This is a genomic window from Natrialba taiwanensis DSM 12281 (genome assembly GCF_000337595.1).
GTDB classification, from domain to species: Archaea; Halobacteriota; Halobacteria; order Halobacteriales; family Natrialbaceae; genus Natrialba; species Natrialba taiwanensis.
This window is the reverse complement of record NZ_AOIL01000012.1, coordinates 132,567-156,999: the sequence shown is the minus strand read 5'-3', so window position 1 is coordinate 156,999 and position 24,433 is coordinate 132,567. Positions and strand designations below refer to the sequence as shown.

At 64.5% G+C, this 24,433-nt stretch carries 25 protein-coding genes and 1 pseudogene; 19 read left to right on the top strand and 7 right to left on the bottom strand.

Annotated features, from left to right (window positions below; genetic code table 11):
- Positions 1 to 6: 6 nt before the first annotated feature.
- Together C484_RS03050 and C484_RS03045 are read left to right on the top strand one after the other, a co-directional pair.
- Positions 7 to 2,472, top strand: coding sequence for a DNA topoisomerase VI subunit B (locus C484_RS03050; RefSeq protein ID WP_006824502.1), 2,466 nt, complete (start codon positions 7 to 9; stop codon positions 2,470 to 2,472).
- Positions 2,469 to 3,560 (top strand): DNA topoisomerase IV subunit A, encoded by a 1,092-nt coding sequence (locus C484_RS03045; protein ID WP_006666334.1) that lies wholly within the window; start codon positions 2,469 to 2,471, stop codon positions 3,558 to 3,560. The genes C484_RS03050 and C484_RS03045 overlap by 4 nt, the downstream gene beginning before the upstream one ends.
- 26 nt (positions 3,561 to 3,586) lie before the next feature.
- On the opposite strand, the gene C484_RS03040 is transcribed toward C484_RS03045, so the two are convergent.
- The 3 genes from C484_RS03040 to C484_RS03030 all read right to left on the bottom strand — a co-directional run bounded on the left by C484_RS03040 (position 3,587) and on the right by C484_RS03030 (position 6,195).
- Positions 3,587 to 3,898 (bottom strand): nucleoside triphosphate pyrophosphohydrolase, encoded by a 312-nt coding sequence (locus C484_RS03040; RefSeq protein WP_006824501.1) that lies wholly within the window; start codon positions 3,896 to 3,898, stop codon positions 3,587 to 3,589.
- A 74-nt stretch (positions 3,899 to 3,972) separates the two neighbouring features.
- A complete protein-coding gene (locus tag C484_RS03035) occupies positions 3,973 to 5,325 on the bottom strand; it encodes an Nramp family divalent metal transporter (protein ID WP_006824500.1) in 1,353 nt (450 codons plus the stop codon).
- 165 nt (positions 5,326 to 5,490) lie between these two features.
- Positions 5,491 to 6,195, bottom strand: a complete 705-nt coding sequence (locus tag C484_RS03030; RefSeq protein ID WP_006824499.1) for an MBL fold metallo-hydrolase — start codon at positions 6,193 to 6,195, stop codon at positions 5,491 to 5,493.
- A gap of 313 nt (positions 6,196 to 6,508) precedes the next feature.
- Here C484_RS03030 and C484_RS03025 point away from each other — a divergent pair, with 313 nt between their 5' ends.
- The 3 genes from C484_RS03025 to C484_RS03015 all read left to right on the top strand — a co-directional run bounded on the left by C484_RS03025 (position 6,509) and on the right by C484_RS03015 (position 8,378).
- Positions 6,509 to 7,591, top strand: coding sequence for a transcription initiation factor IIB (locus C484_RS03025; RefSeq protein WP_006824498.1), 1,083 nt, complete (start codon positions 6,509 to 6,511; stop codon positions 7,589 to 7,591).
- A 135-nt stretch (positions 7,592 to 7,726) separates the two neighbouring features.
- Complete coding sequence (locus tag C484_RS24140) at positions 7,727 to 7,906, top strand: DUF7836 family putative zinc-binding protein (protein ID WP_006108603.1); 180 nt, start codon at positions 7,727 to 7,729, stop codon at positions 7,904 to 7,906.
- Between the two features lie 235 nt (positions 7,907 to 8,141).
- Positions 8,142 to 8,378 carry a UPF0058 family protein gene (locus C484_RS03015; protein ID WP_006824497.1) on the top strand — a complete coding sequence of 79 codons (237 nt, stop codon included), beginning with the start codon at positions 8,142 to 8,144 and terminating at the stop codon, positions 8,376 to 8,378.
- Positions 8,379 to 8,598: 220 nt separating this feature from the next.
- Here C484_RS03015 and C484_RS03010 read toward each other — a convergent pair whose 3' ends face one another.
- A complete protein-coding gene (locus C484_RS03010; RefSeq protein ID WP_006824496.1) occupies positions 8,599 to 9,093 on the bottom strand; it encodes a DUF555 domain-containing protein in 495 nt (164 codons plus the stop codon).
- Between the two features lie 130 nt (positions 9,094 to 9,223).
- Here C484_RS03010 and C484_RS03005 point away from each other — a divergent pair, with 130 nt between their 5' ends.
- The 4 genes from C484_RS03005 (at position 9,224) to C484_RS02990 (ending at position 11,316) form a co-directional block, all read left to right on the top strand.
- Positions 9,224 to 10,105, top strand: a complete 882-nt coding sequence (locus C484_RS03005) for a DNA-3-methyladenine glycosylase family protein (RefSeq protein WP_006824495.1) — start codon at positions 9,224 to 9,226, stop codon at positions 10,103 to 10,105.
- Between the two features lie 142 nt (positions 10,106 to 10,247).
- On the top strand, positions 10,248 to 10,466 hold the full coding sequence (locus tag C484_RS03000; protein ID WP_239640913.1) for a hypothetical protein: 219 nt from the start codon (positions 10,248 to 10,250) through the stop codon (positions 10,464 to 10,466).
- A 182-nt stretch (positions 10,467 to 10,648) separates the two neighbouring features.
- Positions 10,649 to 10,975 (top strand): DUF3784 domain-containing protein, encoded by a 327-nt coding sequence (locus C484_RS02995; RefSeq protein ID WP_006824493.1) that lies wholly within the window; start codon positions 10,649 to 10,651, stop codon positions 10,973 to 10,975.
- 56 nt (positions 10,976 to 11,031) lie between these two features.
- Positions 11,032 to 11,316 carry an acylphosphatase gene (locus C484_RS02990; RefSeq protein ID WP_006666325.1) on the top strand — a complete coding sequence of 95 codons (285 nt, stop codon included), beginning with the start codon at positions 11,032 to 11,034 and terminating at the stop codon, positions 11,314 to 11,316.
- 16 nt (positions 11,317 to 11,332) lie between these two features.
- On the opposite strand, the pseudogene C484_RS02985 reads toward C484_RS02990, so the two are convergent.
- Positions 11,333 to 11,830: pseudogene (locus tag C484_RS02985) on the bottom strand (hypothetical protein).
- 74 nt (positions 11,831 to 11,904) lie between these two features.
- Between C484_RS02985 and C484_RS02980 the strand changes: the two are divergent.
- From C484_RS02980 to C484_RS02970, 3 genes are read left to right on the top strand one after another with little or no spacing between them, the layout of a single operon-like run.
- Positions 11,905 to 13,374, top strand: a complete 1,470-nt coding sequence (locus C484_RS02980; RefSeq protein WP_049915005.1) for a bifunctional ADP-dependent NAD(P)H-hydrate dehydratase/NAD(P)H-hydrate epimerase — start codon at positions 11,905 to 11,907, stop codon at positions 13,372 to 13,374.
- Entirely contained in the window at positions 13,367 to 13,882 is a 516-nt protein-coding gene (gene moaC, locus C484_RS02975; protein WP_049915004.1) for a cyclic pyranopterin monophosphate synthase MoaC, read from the top strand. The genes C484_RS02980 and moaC overlap by 8 nt, the downstream gene beginning before the upstream one ends.
- A gap of 41 nt (positions 13,883 to 13,923) precedes the next feature.
- Positions 13,924 to 14,988 (top strand): DUF7351 domain-containing protein, encoded by a 1,065-nt coding sequence (locus C484_RS02970; RefSeq protein WP_006824490.1) that lies wholly within the window; start codon positions 13,924 to 13,926, stop codon positions 14,986 to 14,988.
- 5 nt (positions 14,989 to 14,993) lie between these two features.
- Here C484_RS02970 and C484_RS02965 read toward each other — a convergent pair whose 3' ends face one another.
- Both C484_RS02965 and C484_RS02960 read right to left on the bottom strand, forming a co-directional pair.
- Positions 14,994 to 15,863: an archaeal proteasome endopeptidase complex subunit alpha gene (locus C484_RS02965; protein ID WP_006824489.1), complete on the bottom strand. Its 870-nt coding sequence runs from the start codon at positions 15,861 to 15,863 to the stop codon at positions 14,994 to 14,996.
- On the bottom strand, positions 15,860 to 16,525 hold the full coding sequence (locus C484_RS02960; protein WP_006824488.1) for a 20S proteasome subunits A and B: 666 nt from the start codon (positions 16,523 to 16,525) through the stop codon (positions 15,860 to 15,862). The genes C484_RS02965 and C484_RS02960 overlap by 4 nt, the downstream gene beginning before the upstream one ends.
- Positions 16,526 to 16,819: 294 nt before the next feature.
- Between C484_RS02960 and C484_RS02955 the strand changes: the two genes are divergently transcribed.
- From C484_RS02955 to cdd, 7 genes are all read left to right on the top strand, one after another.
- On the top strand, positions 16,820 to 17,089 hold the full coding sequence (locus tag C484_RS02955) for a hypothetical protein (RefSeq protein ID WP_006824487.1): 270 nt from the start codon (positions 16,820 to 16,822) through the stop codon (positions 17,087 to 17,089).
- Positions 17,090 to 17,161: 72 nt separating this feature from the next.
- Complete coding sequence (locus C484_RS02950; protein ID WP_006824486.1) at positions 17,162 to 18,541, top strand: phosphoglucosamine mutase; 1,380 nt, start codon at positions 17,162 to 17,164, stop codon at positions 18,539 to 18,541.
- Positions 18,542 to 18,697: 156 nt separating this feature from the next.
- The gene (locus C484_RS02945) at positions 18,698 to 19,747 is read left to right on the top strand and encodes a BMP family lipoprotein (RefSeq protein WP_049903726.1); all 1,050 of its coding nucleotides are present in this window, start codon (positions 18,698 to 18,700) and stop codon (positions 19,745 to 19,747) included.
- A 4-nt stretch (positions 19,748 to 19,751) separates the two neighbouring features.
- Entirely contained in the window at positions 19,752 to 21,428 is a 1,677-nt protein-coding gene (locus C484_RS02940; protein WP_006824485.1) for an ABC transporter ATP-binding protein, read from the top strand.
- Positions 21,425 to 22,726 carry an ABC transporter permease gene (locus tag C484_RS02935; protein ID WP_006824484.1) on the top strand — a complete coding sequence of 434 codons (1,302 nt, stop codon included), beginning with the start codon at positions 21,425 to 21,427 and terminating at the stop codon, positions 22,724 to 22,726. Before C484_RS02940 ends, C484_RS02935 begins: the two co-directional genes overlap by 4 nt.
- A complete protein-coding gene (locus tag C484_RS02930; RefSeq protein WP_006824483.1) occupies positions 22,719 to 23,765 on the top strand; it encodes an ABC transporter permease in 1,047 nt (348 codons plus the stop codon). Before C484_RS02935 ends, C484_RS02930 begins: the two co-directional genes overlap by 8 nt.
- Before the next feature lie 188 nt (positions 23,766 to 23,953).
- A complete protein-coding gene (cdd, locus tag C484_RS02925) occupies positions 23,954 to 24,427 on the top strand; it encodes a cytidine deaminase (protein ID WP_006824482.1) in 474 nt (157 codons plus the stop codon).
- Positions 24,428 to 24,433 lie beyond the last annotated feature (6 nt).

Sequence of the window (24,433 nt, the reverse complement as noted above, 5' to 3'; positions counted from 1 at the left end):
GTGATGATGACGTCGTTCCAGTCGACACTCGGTGATGAGCCGGGGATCGCCGAGGAGCTGGCAGAGAGCCAGCAGGCGATCTCCATCGCCGAGTTCTTCGAGAAGAACAAGCATATGCTCGGCTTCGACAGCGGCGCTCGGGGCCTCGTGACGGCCGTCAAGGAGGCCGTCGACAACGCCTTAGACGCCGCCGAGGAAGCCGGTATTCTCCCGGACATCTATGTCGAGATTCAGGAGGATGGCGACTATTACCGCCTGATCGTCGAGGACAACGGACCCGGGCTCACCAAGGAATCGCTGCCGAAGGTCTTCGGGAAGCTTCTCTACGGATCTCGCTTCCACGCCCGCGAACAGTCACGCGGCCAGCAGGGAATCGGGATCTCCGCCGCCGTCCTCTACTCGCAACTGACGAGCGGCAAGCCCGCGAAGATCACCAGCCGAACCGAGGGTGCAAGCGACGCGCAGTACTTCGAACTCATCGTCGATACCGACGACAACGAACCCGAGATCAGCGTCGAGGAAACGACGACGTGGGATCGTCCCCACGGCACGCGCATCGAACTCGAGATGGAGGCGAACATGCGCGCTCGCCAGCAACTCCACGACTACATCCAGCACACCGCGGTCGTCAACCCGCACGCGCGACTTGAACTTCGCGAACCGAGTTCACACTTCAAGTTCGAGCGCGCGACGGATCAGTTACCGGAGGAGACCGAGGAGATCCGTCCCCATCCCCACGGCGTCGAACTCGGGACCGTGATCAAGATGCTCGCCGCGACGGACTCCCAGACGGTCTCCGGGTTCCTGCAGGAAGAGTTCACCCGCGTCGGGAAGAAGACCGCCGAGTCGGTCATCGGCGCGTTCCGCGACCGCCACTACGGCCGGGAGATGCGCTGGCGGCCGCCTGCGAACCACGAAGCGCTCGATCTCGAAGCGGCCGTCACGGACGCCACCGCGAACAAGGGCCCCGACGCGACGGCCGCCTTCGCCGAGGCCGTCCAGACCGAGGTCGCGAGCCGCGATCGACTCGCCCACCACGAACTGCTCGATATCGTCGACTCGGCCGCCGACACCGTCGAAGACGACCACGGAACGACTTTCGGCGATACCGTCCGCGAGAACGCCGTCGATGCCGTCTGGCTCGCGCTCATCGACGCCGCACCGACCGACGACTCCGTCGCAGACGCGTCCGGAACCGACGCGGACGAGTCGCGGCTCGTCGCCGATCTCTACGATCTCGTCGACGACGCCACGAGCACCCGCAAGGACGACGAAATCGTGCAGGCCTTTGCGGTCCGCCTCGCCGGCACCTTCGAGGACGAGACCGACGACGACCCGCGCCACCGCCTCACCCACCAGACGCTCCGCGAGTACGTCGACCGCGCCGCCGAACTCACCGAGGAGTACGACGACGTCGCCTTCGGCGAGACGGCGCGCGAGAACATCACCGAGGCAATCTGGGACGTGATGGTGACCGTCCCCGACGACCCGCCGCTCGTGCGCGAACTCGAGGGCGACCGCGATGCGACCAGCGATCTCGTCGACGGAATGCGCGCGACCGACATCATGGCACCGCCGACGCGGTGTCTCTCGCCCATCTCCGCCGATCTCATCGAGGCCGGCCTCGAAAAGGAGTTCGACGCCGACTTCTACGCCTCGGCGACCCGCGATGCCGAGGTCCACGGCGGCGATCCGTTCATCGTCGAGGCCGGCATCGCCTACGGCGACGATCTGCCCGCTGAGGGCACCGCGAACGTAATGCGCTTTGCAAACCGCGTCCCGCTGGTCTACCAGCGCGGCGCGTGCGCCACGACGGACGTGGTCAAGTCCATCGGCTGGCGCAACTACGGACTGGACCAGCCCGGCGGCTCGGGCCTGCCGAACGGCCCCGTCGTCATCATGGTTCACGTCGCCTCGACGAACGTCCCCTTCACGAGCGAGTCGAAAGACGCCGTCGCGAACGTCCCCGAAATCGAGGACGAAATCGAACTCGCGATCCGCGAGGCCGCTCGCGACTTGAAGAGCTTCCTCAACAAACGCCGCTCGATGCAAAAGCGCCGGAAGAAACAGAACGTCCTCGGCACCATCCTGCCGGAGATGGCCGAAAAGGTCGCCGAGGTCACCGAGCGCGACGAACCGAACATCGACGACGCCATCGCCCGCATCATGAACAACGTCCTCGTCGAGCGCGAGGTCAAGCCAAACGGCGACGGCAAGGCCGTCTCCGTCGTCGTCGAGAACAACTCGGGAACGAACGAAACCCTCGAAATTACCGAGATCGTCTCGGCCGAGCCGACCGACCTCTCGGACGGCGCGACCGTCGTCGAGATGGACGGCGAGTGGTTCGTCAAGTGGGAAGCCGAGGTCTCCAGTGACGACGAGGCCGCCCTAGAGTACGTCGCCCCCGATGACGCGAGCTTCGATCTGGACGTGAAAGGCGTCGAAAGCGAGAAACTCACGGTGAAACAATGAGCGCAGACAACGACCAGCAGGCCAGAGAACAGTTGATCGATCTCGCCGCACAGTTCTACGACCAGTTCGAACTCGGCGAGATCCCGCACATGTCCGTTCCGACGCGGACGAAGAACAACATCGAGTACGACGAGGACAAGGACGTCTGGGTCTACGGCGACCGCGAGTCGACTCGGTCGGCAAACTCCGTCCGCGGCGCGAGAAAGCTTTTAAAGGCCGTCTACACCATTGAGTTCCTCGCGGACCAACTCGAGGAAGACCGTTCCTCGACCCTGCGTGAACTCTACTACCTCTCGGAAAGCTGGGATAACGACAACGCGCAGTTCACCAGCCAGGACGAGTCGAACAGCCTGGTCGAAGACTTAGAGATCGTCTCGGGGGTTACCCGCGAGGACTTTCACATGCGCCCGGAGGAATCCGGTGCGAAGGTGATGGGACCGCTCCACATCCGCGAGCAAACCAAACGCGGCGATCGCGACATCCACTGCCAGCTCGACGTGGGCCAGGGCGGGTACCAGATCCCGAACAACCCGGACATGATCGAGTTCCTCGACAACGACGCCGACTTCGTCCTCTGTGTGGAGACCGGCGGGATGCGCGATCGACTCGTCGAGAACGGCTTCGACGAGGAGTACGACGCGATCGTCGTCCACCTCGGCGGCCAGCCCGCGCGGGCCACGCGCCGACTGACGAAGCGCTTCCACGACGAACTCGGCCTTCCAGTGGTGGTCTTTACCGACGGCGACCCCTGGTCCTACCGCATCTACGGCTCCGTCGCCTACGGCTCGATCAAGTCGGCCCACCTCTCCGAGTACCTCGCAACTCCCGAAGCCGACTACATCGGCATCCAGCCCGCCGACATCGTCGAGTACGATCTGCCGACCGATCCGCTCAGCGACTCGGACATCAATGCCCTGGAAAGTGAACTCGAGGACCCGCGCTTCCAGACCGATTACTGGGAGGAACAGATCGAGTTGCAACTCGAGATCGGGAAGAAGTCAGAACAGCAGTCGCTGGCTTCACACGGCCTCGATTTCGTGACGGATACGTATCTTCCCGAACGGCTCGACGCGATGGGTGTTATCTAACCAACTGCGTACCTGGCGGCTGAACTTCAGTTCACCCGCTCGAGGACGATGCCGTCCTCGAACCCGCCCCGCGAGTTCGCCTTTCGTTCCCTGCGCTCGGCGAGTTCTTGCGGGGAGAGACCTTCGACGTGCCCGAGCGCGTGAACGACCTCCAAGATGTCCGCCAGTTCGTCCGCGTCTCGGTCGGCGAGGTACTCCTCGACTTCCTCCTGCAGTTTGTCGCGCAGATACGATTCGTACTCGTCACCGGAGACCGTCCGGGTGACCGGGATCTCCCCGTTGTCTTCGATGATCGCCGGAATGGCATCGCGAACGAGTTTGTCGTACTCCCGTTCCATGGCCGATTGCTCTCGTCCAGCCGAGATAAAGCTGGATGAGACGGATCCAGGAGAGAGCGAACCGGGGGCCGAGTTCAGACGTAGCCGAACTCGGATGCCGCGCCCATGATGCCGAACACGAGAACGACGACGAGACTGACGGCGTAGTAGGTGACCCACGCGCGGGAGGGCTGGAACTGTTCAGGGAGGTTCTCCCGGACGACGTACCAGTTTGCGGGGTAAAAGAGGACCTCCGTGACAGCGAGGATCGCCGAGATCCAGATAAGGAAGGTAACCGGGACGGTGCCGAGCGTGACGACGACGCCGCAGCTGACGGCGACGATGCCGACGACGACGAGTTTGCGGATCCGCTCGCTATCGAGTTCAGGTTGGTCGAGTGCCATTGGAAGGACATCGCCGGTGGCCCGGGCGGCCCCATCGAGCAGCGTAATGACGGTCGAGTAGAGGGCTGCGAACGCGCCGAGGACCATCGCGTAGTAGGACCACTCGCCGAAGGAGTCGCTCAGGATCGACCCGATGGTGACGGCGAGATTGGCGTCTTCGGGCGGGGTGGGGTAGAGGACGTTCGAGGCGAGGATCACCATCGCGACGATCAGCGTGAAGCTGAAGGCGTAGCCGATGTTGAAGTCGCGGCGACCGGTTCGGATCCAGGCGCGGATGTAGTCGTGATACTGGTCGTCGTTTGGATCGAGGTTTCGGGCCCGGAGCTCGCTTGCGCCCTCGCCTTTGGCGGTGCTCCAGCTACCGATGAGGACGCTGGTACTGAATCCGGTCGGCGCGAACCCGGCGGCCGCGGCGAACAGGCCGATGAACAGCGGCCCGGTGAGATCAGGCGCAGAGAAGGTCGTGGCTGTGACGACCTCACCCGACGGAGGGCCGACGAGCACGCCGAGGACGATGAGGACGCCCAGCGCGACCGTAAAACCGATCAGAATCTTCTCGAGGAGACTGTAGCGTGTGAGCAGGACGAGGACGCCCGCCAGGCCGACGAAGACGACGAACGCCTGCTGGAACGACAGCGGGGTCAATGCTTCGACGAACGCGGCCGTACTCATCCCGACTGCGGCGGTGATTCCCGTGTAGATGATCGTAAAGACGCCGACAGTGAACCACTGCATCCAGTTTTTCGGGCCGGGGAGCTGATCGTAGGCTTCGACGGGGTTGCCGCCGACGCCGTAGTTGTAGCGGATGCCGAGTTCCCAGCCGCCGTATTTTGCGAGGTAGATGAGTGCGAACATCCAGATGGCAAAGAGCCCGAACGTACCGCCAAGCGTCGGCGCGAGGACGATGTGGCTGCCACCGATGCTGATCAGTGCCCAGAGCATCGATGGGCCGAAGTGATTCGTAAAAAAACCTCGCCAACTGCTGGCCGGGTAGGAGAGCTCCGCCGCCTCGATGTCGGTTTCCGAACCGGTGTTAGTTCCCACGCGGCTCACCTCTCGAGTCACGCCCCGCTTGCCATCCGGGCCCGGGTGTCATCGCCATCCGGTGGAGAAATGTGTGATTGATAATATCCATCACAAATTCACGTGCGAGGATTAGCGAGTTGTGACTTATAGGTACGGGTCTATCTCCGTGTGTACAGACGGACGCTACCGGTCCAAGACCACCGGAATGCCGCGGGTAGCAACGTCGACGACGAACGCCTCGTCGTCGGCTGTGCGAGCGTCAGTCGTCTCGTACCGGACTGGCAGCACGAGATCCGGGTCGAGTCGCGTCGCCAGGGCTGCGGCCTCGTGTCGATCCATCGTGGGGCCACCGCCGATCGGGGACAAGAAGAGATCCACGGCGAGTTCGTCGTGGGACGGGAGCGGCTCCGTGTTTCCGGGCCAGAACGCCGTGATGCCATCGATGGTGACGAGGAAACCGCAGCCCTCGTCGGACGCGCCATCGGGTTGGCTTCGTTCATCATCGCGGGATCCGTCCGGTTCGGTCTCGGCTGGCGTCGTCGAGAGGTCGAGCGGGCCGAGAATGAACGACTCGTTTTTCTGGACACGAGCGACTTCAAAAGGGAGAGCGTCGGGTTGCTCGGCAGTCCGGTCGATCGTCTCGGCGTCGATCGATTCGTGGACGACGACGACCGAGTTCTCGTGGGCAAGGCGGCGGATCGAGTCGGGATCGTAGTGAGCGCCGTGTGAGACGAGAATCAGGTCGCCGTCGTGGGGGGCCTGGCCGTCGAGTATGCCGTCAGTCTTGGGGCCGGGATCGGCGTAGATGACGGTCCCTGTCTCTCCTTCGAGTCGGACGGTTGCCCGGCCGAGCCAATCGACAGTGATCGCGCCGAATCGAACGGTCATAGGAACGTGTTACCGGCAGAGTTCGAAAAAGATTCGACCCGTAGTACGTGATTAGCGCGGATCGACCTGCACAGTCCGATGGCAAGGGTCGCTTCAGTGTGATTTACTACTCGATTAGCATCGCCGATCGGAGCGAGAGATGAAACACGATTAATAAGCATATATCCGAAACACATATACCAGAAAACGCGTTTCTTTATAACAAAGGCAAAAGGTTTATATGGCTTACGACCTAACTCTATGTTAGCTGAAGGCGACCGGGTTTCTTCTGGTTACCCCACCCGGGAGCCCCGAGTAACCAACCCGATACACCATGACAGATACGAACATCAGAACCTACTCGAACGAACGAACCGAGGAGCAGACCGAAACCGAGACGGAGGAGACGACGCGCTCCGAGGAGCGAGAGCGCTGTCCGGAGTGTGGTGGTCGGCTCATCACGGACGACGAACACGCCGAGACCGTCTGTGAGGACTGCGGGCTCGTCGTCGANGAGCGAGAGCGCTGTCCGGAGTGTGGTGGTCGGCTCATCACGGACGACGAACACGCCGAGACCGTCTGTGAGGACTGCGGGCTCGTCGTCGAAGAGGACGAGATCGACCGCGGTCCCGAGTGGCGGGCGTTCGATGCCGCGGAGAAGGACGAAAAGTCCCGCGTCGGTGCCCCGACGACCAACATGATGCACGACCAGGGGCTCTCGACCAACATCGGCTGGCAGGACAAAGACGCCTACGGTAAGTCCCTCTCGAGCCGCCAGCGCCAGAAGATGCAGCGGCTGCGCACCTGGAACGAGCGCTTCCGCACCCGCGACTCCAAGGAGCGCAATCTCAAGCAGGCACTCGGCGAGATCGACCGCATGGCAAGCGCGCTTGGCCTCCCCGAGAACGTCCGCGAGACCGCAAGCGTGATCTATCGACGCGCGCTCGAAGAAGACCTGCTCCCAGGCCGCTCGATCGAGGGCGTCGCCACGTCCTCGCTGTACGCCTCGGCTCGGCAGGCCGGGACCCCGCGCAGCCTCGACGAGATTTCGGCCGTCAGCCGCGTCGACAAGATGGAGCTCACGCGGACCTACCGCTACATCATTCGTGAACTCGGTCTCGAGGTCAAGCCCGCCGATCCGGAACACTACGTCCCGCGATTCGTCAGCGACCTCGACCTCTCGGACGAAACGGAGCGGATGGCCCGCGAGCTGCTCGAGTCGGCCCGCCAGGAGGGCGTCCACAGCGGCAAGTCGCCGGTCGGCCTCGCGGCTGCCGGCGTCTACGCTGCGGCGCTCCTGACTAACGAGAAGGTGACCCAGAACGAGGTCAGCGAAGTTGCAAGCATCTCCGAGGTCACCATCCGAAACCGCTACAAGGAACTCCTCGAAGCCTCGGACACGGCAGCACCGGCGTAACGAGTTCAGCGCCGCTTCGGACCGAGACCGTTCATCTCCTAGTTGGATACCCTGACGCTGCCGATCTCCGTTTGCTTTGGTGTACACGACTGTGCTGAGACAAGGTTTTTCACCCGTGGTGTGTAATGGCCTGGCATGGTCGAGACGACCGTTCAACTATTGTGTCCGGAGTGTACGAAGGATTGGCAAACGGAACCGGGCGAGTTACCGACATCAACCGAAATGTTTCATTGCCCGAACTGTCATGCCTCCCGGCGGACCGCCGAGTTCATGCGGACCGATCGCGATCTCCAGACGTTGAAGCAACTCGGATAGGCGAGACCGTTTCGAGCAGAATCGCTAGCTCAAATGAGGCGCGCTGTGGACGATATCACTCGGATTTATGGGAGGTCTATGACTGAACTAACAGTAGCTTGGAGACTGTTTTACGCAACTAGACTCCCTCTTCGAACGGTTGTTTTTCCTGACCCTCTCTCGCCCTGATACAGGTTGCATGGTAACGCGACTCAAGATAATAATATAACCCTGCAGTGGATAGCATTGCATGGTTATGAAGAAGCAGGAGCTCATTCACCTTCACGGCCTTCTCGCGGAAGTATCGAACCAGTGTGCGGCGTGGGACAACTGCCAGATCGACCTGGAGGAGTACGATTCTCTCGGTATTCGACCGACATCAATCCACAAATCGAAGACCGATCACAAAGCCGCTGTTTTTGCACTCGCCGGCGGAATCACGATGAACATGCGCGAGGACGAACAGGAAGCAGTCGCCGCCACCGCAGACTGAAGCACTCGGAGCATCCTTCAGGTACTATTGTCTCCTACTGGTAAGATTGCTCAGACTCGTCTGGCTCGTCTCCGCACAGGGTTCGAACGCCATGCTCCTGCCGTCGTCCACGACTCGATTTTGCGATACTCGTGACTGCCCCCGAAGTGACTCCGTTTCCCATCCGATAAAAACGCAGCAATTCGACTGAACGGTACGCAAGTGAACCGGTAAGCAGTTCTTACTCGACCAGATCCTCGAACTCGGGCAGGATTTCGTCGTCCTCGTCGTCAGATTGTGCGTCCTCGTCTTGATCGTCCGTCACAGCAGCGTCGGTTGACTCGTCATCAGCCATCTCGTCTTCATCCGTCTCGTCGTCTTCGTCGGTCCCCTCGTCGTCCTCTTCGATGACCTCGACTTGCTCGACCTCGAGCGGGATGTTCTCGAGTCGCTGCCCGATTTCCTTGCGGGCGATCCGCGAGGCGTGTTCCTCTCTCTCGACGTTGAACACGGTCATCTCGAGTTCGAGTGCGACGAGCGCCTCGTCGGCAGCGATAAACGCAGGTGGGAGCTCCTCTCCTTCGGGAGAGATTCGCTTGCTCATGTTGATCTCGACGTAATTTAAGTCAGGGTTCAGCATCTCGCCCGTCTTCGAGATGGCGATCCGAATCGCCTCGTCTGCTGTCTCGACGTCGAATACCGGCACCGCGGCCTCGACGACAACCCTGCAGTTCATACAGAGCCATTGTATCGCCTGCAGTATGAAGGTTCGCCTCAGCGACACGCAGCGCGAGTTCACCGTCACCTGCACGGGCGAAGCAACCGGTTCGAAAGGCCCAAGCCGACGCCACCGTAGGGATGAACGAATGGAAACGGGGACGATCCGCCGCGATGAACTCGCGGGCGGACTCGATCTGTATCGGACGCTCGAGAGCGGCCAGACCTACCTCTGGCGGCGCGGCGACGGCGACATGTACGGCGGGATGCCCGCCCCCGGTGAGTGGTACGTCACCGTCGTCGACGGCGAGGTGATCCGCGTGCGGACGACCGACGACGCGCTCGAATGGGAGTCGACGACGGACGCCGAACCGACCGTGCGCCGCCTCCTACGACTGGACGACGACCTCGAAGCGATCGTCGACGCCGCACCCGACGATCCGCTGTTAGACGACGCCTATGCGGCCCATCGGGGCATGCGACTCGTCACGGACCCGCCCTTCGGCACCCTGATCTCGTTCATCTGTTCGGCGCAGATGCGCGTCAGCCGAATCCACTCGATGGTTTCGACGCTCGCCCGGGAGTACGGCGACGTAGTCTCCTTCGACGGCGAGACATATCACGCGTTCCCGACGCCGGACCAGCTCGCGACCGCCACCGAAAGCGAGCTTCGGGACCTCGGCCTCGGCTACCGCGCCCCCTACGTCGTCCGCACCGCTGAAATGGTCGCCGACGGAAAAGCCCACCCGGCCGACGCGCGTGAACTCGAGTACGAGGCGGCGCGCGAGTTCCTCTGTCAGTTCGTCGGCGTCGGCGACAAGGTGGCCGACTGCGTGCTCCTGTTCGCCCTCGAGTTCGACGAGGCGGTGCCGCTCGACACCTGGCTCAGGTCGGCGATCGAGGAGTATTATCCCGACTGCGACCGTGGCTCGTACGCCGAGACCTCGCGGGCACTGCGCGAGCAGTTCGGCGGGAAGTACGCGGGATACGCTCAGACGTACGTGTTTCACCATCTGCGGACCGGCGACTGACGACGCTGCACTCCGTCTGCTGCGTTCGGTCGGGCGTGTGCCGTGTTCAGCGACAGGAGATACGATGCTCGGACTGTTCTCGGCAGCCTCTTCTCCCCTTTCCGGGCCAAATACTATGTGGAATATTCAGTACTGTGCACTCATGGTGGAGCGTCGTCTTTCTGTGACCGGCGCGTTCGTGCTCGGCGGTACTGCGAGCGCGGTGCTTCTCTCGTGGTACGCCGCTCGGCTGGAGTACCCGCTGTTCGCGCTCGAACATCCGGTTCAGATGCTTCCGGTGGCGGTGTTTTTCGTTCTTGGCGGGCTTCCGGCGTTCCTACTCGTCGGAAACGAGTGCTTACACCAATTGGCATCGCGCTGATGCTGGTAAGTTTTCGGATCGAACGCCACATTTCCCGTCGAATCGCCTGACTCCGCTGCTCGAGTTCAGTGTGGCCGTTCCGACCCGGAGACGACTCTCCCTGCCCTCGTCTTCGAACTCGGTAGCAACTCTACGGACGGGTGGTAGAAGCACTTTTGTTGGATTATAATAACTAACTGCGTATGAGTGTCGGATCCGGTATCCTTCTGGCCTGTGCCGCGTTCGTCGGCGCGCTCGGCGTCCTGATCAAGTACTTCGGGCGGGTCGAATTGATCGCGGGCTACGATCCGGATCGCGTCACCGACGAGGAGGGGCTGGCGTCGTTCATCGGGACGAACGCGCTCGCCGTCGCAGGGCTCCTCGTCGTCCTCGCACTCGTCGAGTTCACCGAGCCGGCCGACGGCGCTGCAACCGATGTCGCCTGGATCGTATTTTTCGTCGCCGTGGTCGCACTGGCAGGCTGGATGATCGTCGGATCGCGGCGCTACGAACGAGAACGCGAACGGTAGGACGCGGGGAATCGCAGACGACGGGATTTTTGCCGCTCGCAATCGACCGCCCGCACATGGCAGACACAACGCGAACGCGAGCCCACGTCTTCGTGTCGGGAACTGTCCAGGGCGTCTACTACCGGGCGAATACACGCGATACGGCCCGAGAAAAGGGAATCGACGGCTGGGTGAAGAACCTCGACGACGGCCGCGTCGAAGCGGTCTTCGAGGGCCCCGAAGACGCCGTCGAATCGATGGTCGAGTGGTGTCACACGGGCAGTCCGGCCGCCGATGTCGAGGCTGTCGACGCCGAGTTCGACGACCCGGAGGGCGAGGACGGATTCGAGATTCGGTACTAACGGGATTCGGGATACATCAGGCCGTCTCGGCGAGGGATGTCGCGAACCACGGCGGTTCTTCCGTATACTGCCACTCCGCCCACTCGGCCTTCTCGCCGGCGTAGTAGGCGCGGTAGGCGGCGACCGGGTCGCCGGGACGCTTGTACTCGTCGGGCATCGCCTGCGGTCGTAGCGTCGGTTCCGCGGACGGGAACTCGATCAGGTCCGGATCGATCCGCTCGATGACCTGCCAGCTCGCGTGGTCCTCGTCCTTCTCGTAGCGCTCGGTGAACTCGGCGTTGAGCGCGTGGGCGTGTTCGCACAGGCGCAGCCAGTTCGCCCGCGATCCCGTCGCCCACTTCGTGACGGGATGATCGACGTGGGTCGACTAGTAGCAGAACTCGGCGTCGTACCCGTTCTCGCGGGCCGCCGTACAAAGGACCTGCGCGGCCTCGAGTAACAACTTGTTGACGTTCTGATCGCAGTGATAGCGCGCCGCGAGCCGCGGGTCCTCGTCGAGCCAGAAGACGTTCACGTCTACGAGAGATGATCGGGGATATGAGGGTGTCGTCCGCAATCTTCAACGGTCGGCCCGTCGAACGCTCGCCCATGATTACAGGCGAACGAATGGCCGCCGTCGACGCGAACGCCGCGGCGCTCGGCGTTCCGCGAAAGCAGTTGATGGAGTCGAGCGGGAACGCCGTTGCCCGCGTCGTTCGGGAGGTCGCAGAGCCGGACGCAAGCGTTGTGATCGTCGCCGGCCGCGGCAACAACGGCGGGGACGCGTTCGTCGCCGCCCGATTCTTAGAGGAGTTCAGCGTGACGACGCTTTTGCTCGGACGGGCCGAGACGATCGGGACCGAAATCGCCTGCCGAAACTGGGCGGCGCTTCAGCGGGCGGGGTACGACGCCCGCGAGGTCACCGACTCCACGGCGTTCGAGGTGCCGGAGTGCGACGTGGTCGTCGACGCGATGCTCGGAACGGGGATCAGCGGCGACCTCCGCGAACCCGAGGCGACGGCAGCGCAAGCGATCAACGAGGCCGACGCGACCGTCGTGTCGGTCGATGTCCCGTCCGGATTCGACGCGAACGCCGCTGCTGGCGGGGGTGACGGCGACCGTGACTCGGAGAAGCCGCTTGCAGCCAACGCCGTCGAGGCCGACCGCGTCGCCACCTTTCACGACACCAAACCCGGCCTCTCGGCGCTCGACGCGGACGTGACCGTCGCCGATATCGGCATTCCGGCGGCGGCGGAGCGGTTCGTCGGCCCCGGCGACGTGCGCCTTGCGCGACCCGACGACCGTGGCGGCCGGGCGTTCGTCGTCGGTGGCGGCCCCTACACCGGCGCGCCGGCGCTGGCCGCCCAGTCCGCGCTCCGGGCCGGGATGGAACTCTCCTTCGTCGCCGCGCCCGAGTCCGTCGCCGGCGAGATCCAGGGCTACGCCGAGGACCTGATCGTCCAGTCCTACGAGAGCGACCGCCTGACGCCCGACCGGGTCGACGACCTCGTCGACACCGCCGAACGCTACGACGACGTGGTGATCCTCGGCCCGGGACTCGGAACCGCCGACGAAACGCTCGCGGCTACCCGCCAGTTCCTCGAAACCTACACCGGCCCCGCGGTTGTCGACGCCGACGCGCTCGAAGTCGTTCCCGAACTCGAGACCGAGGCGACGCTGATCTGTACGCCCAACCGCGGTGAACTCGCCGGGATGGGCGGCCCCGACGTTGACGACCTGCGGGAAGCCGCGGACGAGATCGAGGCCTTCGCGGCCGACCTGGGACACGTCGTCCTCGCGAAGGGCGCGACCGACGTGGCGACGGACGGCGAGCGCACGCGACTCAGCCGCTCGGGAACGGCGGGGATGAAAGTCGGCGGGACGGGCGACGTGCTCACCGGTATCGTCGCCGCGCTCATGGAGCACGCCGACCCGCTCGACGCGGCCGCCGCCGGTGCGCAGGTCAACGGCGTCGCCGGCGAACGCCTGGCTGCGTCACGGGAGTTCGGCTTCCTCGCCTCGGAGGTTCTCGAGGAAATCCCCAAGGCGCTCTGGAACGAGGATGGAACCGATGACTGACGATTCACCGCCGGCGGACGGCGAGGACGCCGATACCGGCGACCTCACACACACCACCGACGACGGCGACGTGCAGATGGTCGATGTCGGCGACAAGCCCGACAGCGAGCGCCGGGCCGTCGCGGCGGGCGAAATCCGGCTGCAAGAGTCGACCGTCGAGGCCATCCGCGAGGACGAAATCGGCAAAGGAGACGTGCTCGCGACCGCCAGAATCGGCGCGATCCAGGCCGTCAAACACACCTGGGAGACGATCCCGATGTGCCACCAGATCCCGATCACGAACGTCGACACCGAGTTCTCGGTCGCCGAGGACCGCGTCGAACTCGCGGTGGCGGTCGAGACGACGGGCAAGACCGGCTGCGAGATGGAGGCGCTCGAGGGCGTCACGACCGGCCTCAACGTCGTCTGGGATATGGTCAAAGCCCTCGAGAAGGACGAGAGCGGCCAGTATCCGGAGACCGGAATCGAGCGCGTGCGGGTACTCGAGAAGGAAAAGCACCGGGGATAAACGAAGCTACTTCTCCACGCAGCCCAAGTATACAGTATCCTATGTCCGCAGAGGACGGAGAGGAATTACCGATCGCCGCCCCCGAGCCCAGCGACCGCGTCTCGGACCCAAGCGACGCCTTCCAGGCGCTCGGCAACGAGATCCGGATGGGGATTCTCGAGACGATGCTCGAGTTCAGCGATGGGAACGGCACTGGCGACAGTGACAATACTGACACCACTGAAGCCACACCTTCGACGCCCACCTTCTCGACACTCTTTGACGCCTCCGCGGTCGACACCACCGCCGGGTTCGCCTATCACCTGGACGAACTCGTCGGGCCGTACCTCCGAAAGGTGGAGTCCGGTGCCGAGGACGGCGGTGAGGGCTACGAACTCACCTACGCCGGCGAGCGGATCGCACGAGCGATCGCCACCGGAACGTACACCCAGCGGGTCGATCATCCCCCAACCGAACTCGACGACGACTGTCCGTTCTGTGGCCAGGCGGCGCTGACGGCGCAGGCGAACGATAACAGAGTAACGGTGCGCTGTGGGCACTGCGACCGACGGCTCCTTCGGCTCGGCTTTCCACCCGCCGGGCTCGACTCCCACGGCGCGGCGTTCCCGGCCGCCTTCGACCGCCACCACAGACACCGGCTCTCGCTCGTGCGCGACGGTGTCTGTCCCGACTGCAGCGGCGCGGTCGATGCTCGGCTTGCGACGCTCTCGCCGGCAACCGAAGACCTGCTCCCGGCCGAGCACACCGACCACGTCCAGGCCGAGTTCAGCTGTTCGCGCTGCGGGATGACGCTGCGTGCGCCCGTCGCGCTCTCGTTGCTCTCACACCCGGCCGTCGTCTCGTTCTACCACGATCACGACCGGGATGTGCGCGACCGCCCGATCTGGAACGTCGGCCACGAGTGGGCCGAGACGGTGCTTTCCGAGGACCCGCTCGCTGTCCGCGTCGTGGTTGAACTCGACGACTCGGTGCTTGCGTTGTACGTCGACGAACAGGTCGCGGTGGTCGATACGCAGCGGGCGTCGTCGGAGACAGCACCATCGTCGGATGGGACGGAAACAGCAGAGACGGCAGAATCGGCGAAAGAGGCGGAGACCGCGAAGTGACCCGCTCAGTCCGATTCGAGTGCGGCGAGTACCCGTTCGAGTTCGTCGTCGCCGACTGGCGTCGACTGTTCCGAACTCGATTCCGGTCCCGGTCCGAGAACGCGAGCCGTGACCGTCGTCGGTGAGAGCGGGCGGTCGTCCGCGGCCGTGGTTGCGAGCGCGTCGAGAGCGATCGAGAGCCCGTGATCTCGGGTCAGACTGGGAGTTTCGGCGGTACTGTCGCCGCCGTCGAGTTCAGTCTCGAGGAACGACCGGATCTCGGCGGTGCCGTCGCCGATGGCGGTTCCGCGCCAGCCGTAGAACGTGCCACCCGGATCGACCTCGTAGAGTGCTGGCTGGACGGTCCGTTCGGTGGCTGACTCGTGCTCGGGTTCGGACTCGATTTCGTCGGCGGATCGGTCGTCGGGTGTGGGGGAGGAATCCGGGTCGGGACCCGGACCCGGATCGACACCCCCAACGAGCACCGCAGCCCCATACGGTCGCGTCCCGCCGGACTGGGTCTGCTCCTGAATGTGATCCGCGAGGTCGCTCGCGAGGACCGAGACGCCGATCGGTTCGCCGTACTGCAGCCGATGCTGCTGGCAGCGCTTGCGGGCCGCCTCGACGAGTTGGCGCGCGTCGGCGGCGTGGCCGGCGGTCGCGACGGCGAGGTGCTCGTCGACGCGGTGGATCTTCTCGACCGAATCCGGCTCGAGCAGCGGCGACCGAACGCGCTTGCGCGCCGCGAGGACGACGCCCTCACTCGTCACGACGCCGACGCTCGGGGAGCCGCGTTCGACCGCCTCGCGGGCGTACTCGACCTGGTAGAGCCGGCCATCAGGAGAGAAAATCGTATGCCCGCGATCGTAGGCCTGCTGACGTGAACTCGTGTTCATCGAGCCACCTCCGAGTCTGCGGGCTGGGTGGTAGCGGCGGAAACGGCGCGTTCGATGCCGTCGTACTGCTCGCGTTCGAGTTCGTCTGCGGTAATCGTCGCGATGGTCATGCCGTCGCCGCTGGCGGTGTCGCGCTCGGTCGCGTTTCGGACGGCCATCGCGGCGACGGCTCGGAGTTCCGCAACCGACTGCTCGGGGTCGTAGGCGTCTTCCAGGTAGCCGTAGGCGAGTTGCATCCCGCTCCCGCTGGCGGCGATCGGAGCGTCCATAACGCCGCCAGCGGGGTCGATCTGGTAGACGGTCGGTTCGGGAGCGACCCCGCCCAGAACGAGTTCGAGTTGGGGGGATGGGTCGCGGCGGATGAGATCGGCGGCGACCGTCGCTGCGGTGTCGACCGACGCGCCGGGTTCGTGATCCATGTCGTACAGCGCGAGTTCGGCGCGGAGGCGGCGGACGAACGACTGGGCGTCGCCGACGCTGCCGGCGAAGGTAAGCGCCGTTCGGTCGTCGACGGGGACGACCTTCCGGGCCGTGCGGTTCGTGACGAATCGGCCACCGAGGCTCGCTCGGCTGTCGGCTGCGAGGACGACGCCGTCCGCGCCGACGAGGCCGACCGTCGTCGTGCCTGTCGTGATGATTCCGTCGGAGTCTGTCCCGTGCATTATCCTCGTGAGAATCGAGGGTCCCCGTCGGAATAGGTGTTAGCTAAAATATATTTTAGCGCACCGGGCGTACGAACTCGGCTCGCGGTTCGCTGGCGTACGGAACGGACGGATACGTCTTCGCGGCCGGTGACCGAAACAGTATTATTTGCTGTCTCCATCCACGTTACAAACAATGATCCCCGTTCTTGTCGGATTCGTATTCCTCCTCGCGCTCCCGCTGGCTGGACTCTGTCTCAGCTACGCCGTCAGCGCCGATGCTGCCGCTCGCGGAGCGGACGGAGGTACTGGGGATTGGCTACCTTCTTTACCCTGTCTATCGCCGCCCTTGCGTACCTCGTCTACAGGAGACGGCTTCCCGACCGGAGCGAACCGGCCACGCGGCGCGAACGGTTGATCGGCACGGCCGGTATCGGTATCGGTACCGCGTACATCGTCGGGTCGATCATCGCGCCGCCGGATCCGTTCAGCATGCTCCTGTTCGTCCCGCCGCTGTTGGTCGGTACGCTCCCCGCGGCGTACGGTCTCTGTTACAAACCGGGCTGGCGTGCAATCATCTCCTGACTGCTCCGATGCGACCCAGCGCGCAGCGCTCGTGTCACGTCATATAAGTAGTTGCTCGCGGAACGGGCCAGTATGACACTATTCGGGACCGCGGGCATCCGCGGACCGGTCGAGCAAATCACGCCGTCGCTCGCCCTCTCGGTCGGGCAGGCCGTCGGCGAACCCGGCGAGACGGTCGTCGTCGGCCGCGACGGACGCGAAACGGGACCGGCACTGGCAGCGGCAATGGAAGCCGGTCTGGAGAGTGCCGGCGCGGACGTGTGCCGTCTCGGCCAGGTGCCGACGCCGGCGCTCGCCTTTGCCTCGCGAGGACGAACGGGCGTCATGCTCACCGCGAGTCACAACCCGCCGACTGACAACGGCATCAAACTCTTCGCCGACGGTGTCGAGTTCGATCGCGACGCCGAACAGCGCATCGAGGGTGCCATCGACGCCGGCTCGTCGCAATCCGCGTGGGATCAGTGGGGTCGATCGAACGAACTCGAGATACTCGACCCGTACCGAACCGCGGTCGCCGCGTACGTTCGCGACCAGTTCGACGAGTTTGGAGAGTCGCCCCTCGCCGGTCTTTCGATCGCCGTCGACTGCGGAAACGGCGTCGGCGCGCTCGCAACGCCGCAGGTCCTCGACGCCCTCGGCGCGACCGTCGTCGGCGTGAACGCGACCGTCGACGGCCACTTCCCGGCTCGGGAGAGCAAACCGACGCCGGAAACGCTCTCGTCGTTCACCGCGTTCCTCGCAGAGGGCTCGTTCGACCTCGGGCTGGCACACGACGGCGACGCGGACCGGCTGGTCGTCCTCGATCCCGACGGCAATGTGATCCACGAAGACACCATCCTCGCCGTCGTCGCAGCGCACTATACGGCCACGAGCGACGCCGACGATCCGGTCGTCGTCACGACGCCGAACGCCTCGGCGCGGATCGACGAGCGAGTTCGGGACGCAGGCGGGCGCGTCGAACGCGTCCGTCTGGGGGCGCTTCACGAGGGCATCGCCCGGGAACGCGCCGCCGGAGACGAGTTCACCGAGGTCGTTTTCGCGGCCGAGCCCTGGAAGCACATTCACACGGCCTTCGGCGGGTGGATCGACGGCGTCACGAGCGCGGCCGTCGTCGCCGCACTGGTCGCCGCCGCGGGCGACACCGACGCTCTCCGCGCCCCCGTTACCGAACGACCCTACCGGAAGGTCAGCGTCGAGTGTCCGGACCAGCGCAAAGCCGACGTGATGGCGGCGCTCGAGAGCGAACTGCCCGCGGCGTTCCCCGAGACGACCGTCGACACCGACTACGGCATCCGCCTCGAGTTCGACGACGCGTCGTGGCTCCTCGTTCGGCCGAGCGGCACCGAACCGTACGTCCGCCTCTACGCCGAAAGCGAGGGCGTCGATGAACTCGTCGCCGAGGCGCAAGCGGTCATCGAGACGGCGGTCGCGGACGCCGCCTCGGATCGGTGATCGCACGGCTGAACTCGGAATTCCGCCGGCGGATTTTGTGAGATTGTCTCACTGTCTGGGGTGAGTCGTGATCGGCTGTTGAACTGTGTCTCGAATCGTGAGCTCTAAGCGGGAATTTCGACGGGTATAAACCAATTGTGTACGCTAGCCGGTCGTATGTCACGAGATCGACGGCGGTTCCTTACGGGAGTGGGCACTGTTGGGTTGGCAGGCCTTGCCGGATGTGTCGGCGGGTTCGGTGACGAGGGGAGTGCCGATGTTCAGATCGGAACGGTGTATGCGGTCGGTGGCCTCGGCGACGATTCGTTCAACGACATGGCAAAGAAAGGACTCGACCAGGCGCGGGACGAGTTCAATATCGCGGTTGACAAGCGGGAGCCGGATTCGAACGGGGAGTTTAGCAGCGCACAGAGCACGTTTGCGGAGTCCGGCGAGTACGATCTGGTCAACTGTATCGGGTACGCACAGGCGCAGGCTCTCGGGGAGAACGCGCCGGCGTATCCGGAGCAGAACTTCATCATCGTCGACGAGGTCGTCGAGGCGGATAACGTTCGAAGCTACATCTTCGACGAGCCCGCAGGATCGTTCCAGGTCGGTCATCTGGCCGGACTGCTGACGGATCGCGAGTTCGCGGCCGGCGAGGGCGAGACGAATCCGGACGCCGACGTGGTCGGCTTCGTCGGGGCGACCGAATCGCCGCTGATCGAGTCCTTCGAGGCCGGATTCCGAGCCGGCGTCGAGTACGCAAACGATGATGCCGAGGTCGTCTCGGCGTACGTCGGGAGCTTCGAGGACACCGGCGGCGGGCAGCAAACCGCCAGAACGATGTACCAGAACGAGGACGCGGACATCATCTTCCACGCGGCCGGCCGAACCGGTATCGGCGTCTTCCAGGCGGCGCGAGACGAGGGGCGGTTCGCGATCGGCGTCGACGACGACCAGTCCGTCTCGAACGAGGACCTCGCCGACGTGATTCTCGCGAGTATGGTCAAGCGCGTCGACAACGCGGTGTATTCCGCCGTCGAGTCCGCCGTCAACGACGAGTTCGAGGCCGGCGAGGAGCGCCTGGGGCTTGAAGAAGACGGTGTCGCTGCGGTCTACGGCGATACGATCGGCGACGAGATTCCCGAGGAAGTCAAGACGCAGGTCGAGGAGTCCAGACAGGCGATCATCGACGGCGAGATCGACGTTCCAACAGCACTGTAACCGCATGACCAAGCCGGGACCGGGAACGACGGACGGAGCAGAACTGGCCGCCGGGTCGGAGGTAGATACCGCCGACCGCGGGACGGGAACGGGGGAGGCGGGGACGGATCTCGCCGTCCACCTCGACGGAATCACCAAGCGATTCCCCGGCGTCGTCGCGAACGACGACGTCGATTTGCGCGTCGAACGGGGGAGCGTTCACGCCTTGCTCGGCGAGAACGGCGCGGGGAAGACGACGCTGATGAACGTCCTCTACGGGCTCTACGAACCGGAGGCGGGGCGTGTCGTCGTCGATGGAACCGAGCACGGGTTCGGCTCGCCGCAGGATGCCATCGACGCCGGTATCGGGATGATCCACCAGCACTTCATGCTGGTCGACTCCATGACGGTCGCCGAGAACATCGCCCTGGGGAACGAGCCGACCAAGTGGTTCGGCATGGCGGTCGACCGCGAGCAGATCGCCCGCGAGATCGACGACCTCTGCGATCGGTACGGGTTCGATGTCGATCCCGAGGCGACCGTCGAGGACCTGAGCGTCGGCGTCCAGCAACGCGTCGAAATTCTCAAAGCGCTGTTTCGCGGCACGGACGTACTGATTCTCGACGAACCGACGGCCGTCCTCACACCCCAGGAGGTCGAGGACCTCTACGACGTGCTCGACGAACTCACTGCGCAGGGAAAGACGGTCATCTTCATCACGCACAAACTCGAGGAGGCGACCCACGCAGCCGACGCGATTACGATTCTTCGGGACGGCGAATCCGTGGGGACGGTCGCGCCCGAACGCACGGACCGCGAAGACCTGGCCGAGCGCATGGTCGGTCGCGAGGTGCTTCTCGAGGTCGACGCCGACCCCGTCACGACGGGTAAGGTCGTCCTCTCGACGCGGAACGTCGCCGTCGAGGACGCTCGCGGCGTCGATGTCGTCTCCGGCATCGATCTCGACGTTCGCGCCGGCGAGATCGTTGGTATCGCGGGCGTCGACGGGAACGGCCAGGCCGAACTGATCGAGGCGATCACCGGCCTCCGAACGCCCGATGCGGGAACGATTGCCTACGAAGGCACGGACATCACCGACTGGTCTCGCCGCCGGCGGATCGACGCCGGCATGTCCTACATTCCGGAGGACCGCCACGAGCGCGGGCTGGTCATGCCGTTCGACCTCGTCGAAAACAGTATCCTCGGAAGCCAGCGTTCCCCCGAGTTCGCAGCCGACGGCCGCATCGACTGGACCGCCGTCCGCGACTACACGGATGACCTCATCGACACCTACGACGTCCGACCGCCGGACGCCGACGCCGATGCCAGCTCGTTCTCCGGCGGGAACCAACAGAAGTTCATCGTCGGCCGCGAGTTCGAGCGCGATCCCTCGCTGGTTATCGCGACGTATCCCACCCGCGGGGTCGACATCGGGTCGACCGAGTTCATCCACGACCGACTGCTCGAACTCCGCCGGGAGGGAGTCGCGATCGTGCTGGTTTCCTCGAAGCTCGACGAGGTGCAGGCGCTGTCCGATCGGCTGGCCGTGATGTACGAAGGCGAGTTCATCGACGTCACCGACCCGGATGCGATCACCGAAGAAGAACTCGGATTACTCATGGCGGGCCAGCAGGTGGACGAGACTGGAAAGGGTGCCAGCGATGCTGGCACGGTCGGAACGAACGGCGGTGAGTCGCGATGAGTTCGGATTCGGGTTCGGATTCGGATGCGCCCGGTCGGATACGGCGACTCCTCGAACGGCTCGTCCGGGCGTCAGCCATGGAACGGATCGCCATTAGCGTCGCGGCGCTGTTCGCAGCGGTGCTCGTCGGCGGTGCGTTCGTCTTCGTCTCGGGCGGCGTCGCCTCGTGTCGGTCCGGACTCGACATAGCCGGCGTGACGTTCTGTTACAACCCGATGCAGGTCTTCTACGAGCTGTTCCTCGGGGCGCTTGGCAACCCGCTGCAGGGTGGCTGGTCGCCGACAAACTTGAGCCTCGCGAAGACGCTCCAGCAGACGACGCTGCTGATCTTCGCGGGATTGTCGGTCGCGGTGGCGTTTCGCGCCGGCCTCCTCAACATCGGGACGCAGGGCCAGCTCGTCATCGGCGGGTTCGTGACGGCCATCACCGTCGTCTTCGCGGAACCGATCGTTCCTGGCGGCCTGGTCGGGATGCTTGTTCTCATCCCCCTCGGCGTGCTCGCGGGCGCGATCGGTGGCGGCCTCTACGGCGCGATTCCGGGAGCCCTGAAGGCCTACGCCGACGCGAACGAGGTGATAACGACGATCATGCTCAACTTCGTCGCGGTCGGTATCACGTCGACGCTACTGTCCTGGCAGTTCCAGGATAACAACAGCACTACCGCACAAACTGCGCCGGTCCCGGAGTACGCTGAGGTTCCGACCATTCCGTACATCGGATTCGATGAACGGGTGGATTTCTCGCTGCTCGCGCTCGGGTTCGCCGTCGTGCTCATGCTCGGCATCGCCTGGCTGTTCGCCCGCACCTCGTTCGGCTACGAACTCCGCACGAGCGGTATTCAGCCGGCCGCAGCCGCCTATGGCGGCGTTGACGGGAAGCGCATGACCGTCGCGACCATGTCGCTTTCGGGCGCACTCGGCGGCATCGCCGGCGCGTTCTGGGTGCTGATGGTCCACGGACGGTGGCTCAAGAACGTCCCGTCGATCGGGTTCGATGGGATCGCCGTCTCGGTGCTGGCCGGCAGCAATCCGCTGGGCGTCGGCGCATCGGCGTTCCTGTTCGGCATGCTCGATAGCGGCGAGAGCGCAATCGGCTCCACGACGAACGTGCCGCCCGACCTGGTCGGCATTCTCTCCGGGTTGATCATCCTCTTCGTCGCGATGCCGGAGTTCTTCCGCATGATCGGGACGCGGTACGTTGACGTTCGCTCACCGGAACCCGCCAGAGCCGACGGGGGAAGCGTTCCCGACGACGACAACGAGGCGACCGACGAATCCGGAGGTGAGGACGGTGGGTAAGCGATTCCGCCGCACGCGCGAGTTCATCGGTCGACACCCGCGCGCGGCGAGTCTGAGTGCCGTCGCCATCGCCCTGGCGTTCCTCTGGGCGACTCCCGCAAGCTGGCAGACCTCGACGCTCCGGCTCGCCGTGCCGATCGCGCTCGCGGCGATCGGCGGCATCTTCGCCGAGAAAAGCGGCGTCATCAACATCGGTATCGAGGGCCTCCTCATCGTCTCGGCGTTTAGCTCGATCATCGCGGTCTACTGGCTGGGCGACGGCGGCGCGACGATGGGCGTGTCGAACCTGTGGTGGGGACTGCTGGTCGGCATCCTCGTCAGCGTCCTGTTCGCGCTGATCTTCGCGATCGTCTGCATCGAGTTCAAGGCCGACCAGATCATCGCCGGCCTCGCGATCTGGCTCATCTCGCTGGGGCTCGCGCCCTTTGCGTCGCGGATCGTCTTCGGCAGCCCCAACACCGCGAGCGTCGCACGCTTTGGAAGCGTGACGGTCCCCGGACTGTCGGAAATTCCGATCGTCGGCTATCTCCTGTTCGATACGGAACCGCAGGTCTATCTCATGCTGGCCGGCACGGTCGCGGGCTGGTACCTGCTCTCCAGAACCACCTTCGGCCGCTGGGTCGTCGCCAGCGGCGAGAATCCGAAGGCGCTCGATACGGCCGGCGTCGACGTTCGCAAGGTCCGGTACGCTGCGGTGTTGCTCTCGGGCGTCTTCGCCGGCCTCGGCGGTGCCGGCTTCGCGCTCGGCACCCTCGGGACGTTCGCCGGCGGCGGCGACACGGCAATCAACGGCCGCGGGTTCATCGCGATCGCGACCTACCTCCTCGCGAACTACCACCCCGTCGGTGCCGTTCTGAGTTCGTTCCTCTTCGCGGGACTGAACTCGCTCCAGACTGCACTGCAGTCGGCCGGCTACGCGATCCCGACCGAACTGATTCGCACGATCCCGCACATGTCGGTCATCGTCGTCCTCGTGCTCGTCGGCCGGACGCGGTTGCCGGACGCTGCCGGCGACCACTACGAGTCCGGCGAGGACTGATACGGTCTGCTGTACCGATTTATCGGCGCAACTGTGTCTGTCCTGCGGTTGCGCCGGAAATGACTTACAGCAGTCCGTATGAGCCGGGTAGCACGGTGGATCCCCTTCCCTGGACTTGGATCTGGACCTAGACCTATACCTGAAGAGCGGCCGATGCCTTCTTGCGCTCACTCGCGGTACTATCCGGTGTGACTCCGCACGACGACAGCAATAGCGCCGCCACCGATCATCGCACCGCCCTCGTCGCGGCCGCCCGCGACGCCCAGTCAGCCGCCCACGTCCCCTACTCCGAGTACCGCGTCGGTGCCGCACTCGAAACCGAAGCCGGCGACGTCTTCGTCGGCTGCAATCTCGAAAACGCCAATTTCAGCAACAGCCTCCACGCCGAGGAGGTCGCCATCGCCGAAGCGGTCAAGAACGGCCACCGCGAGTTCAGTCACCTTGCCGTGAGCTCCGACCGACAAGACGGCGTCACGCCCTGCGGGATGTGCCGGCAGACGCTGGCCGAGTTCTGTGACGACGAACTCGTGGTGTGGTGCGACGAAGGTGACGGGAGCGACGACGGAGCGACTGCGGCTGAAACTGAGACCGAGATCCAGATAACCGAGTACACGCTCGGTGAACTCTTGCCGAATACGATCACCGAAGAGACCCTGGAGTAGCCGGCT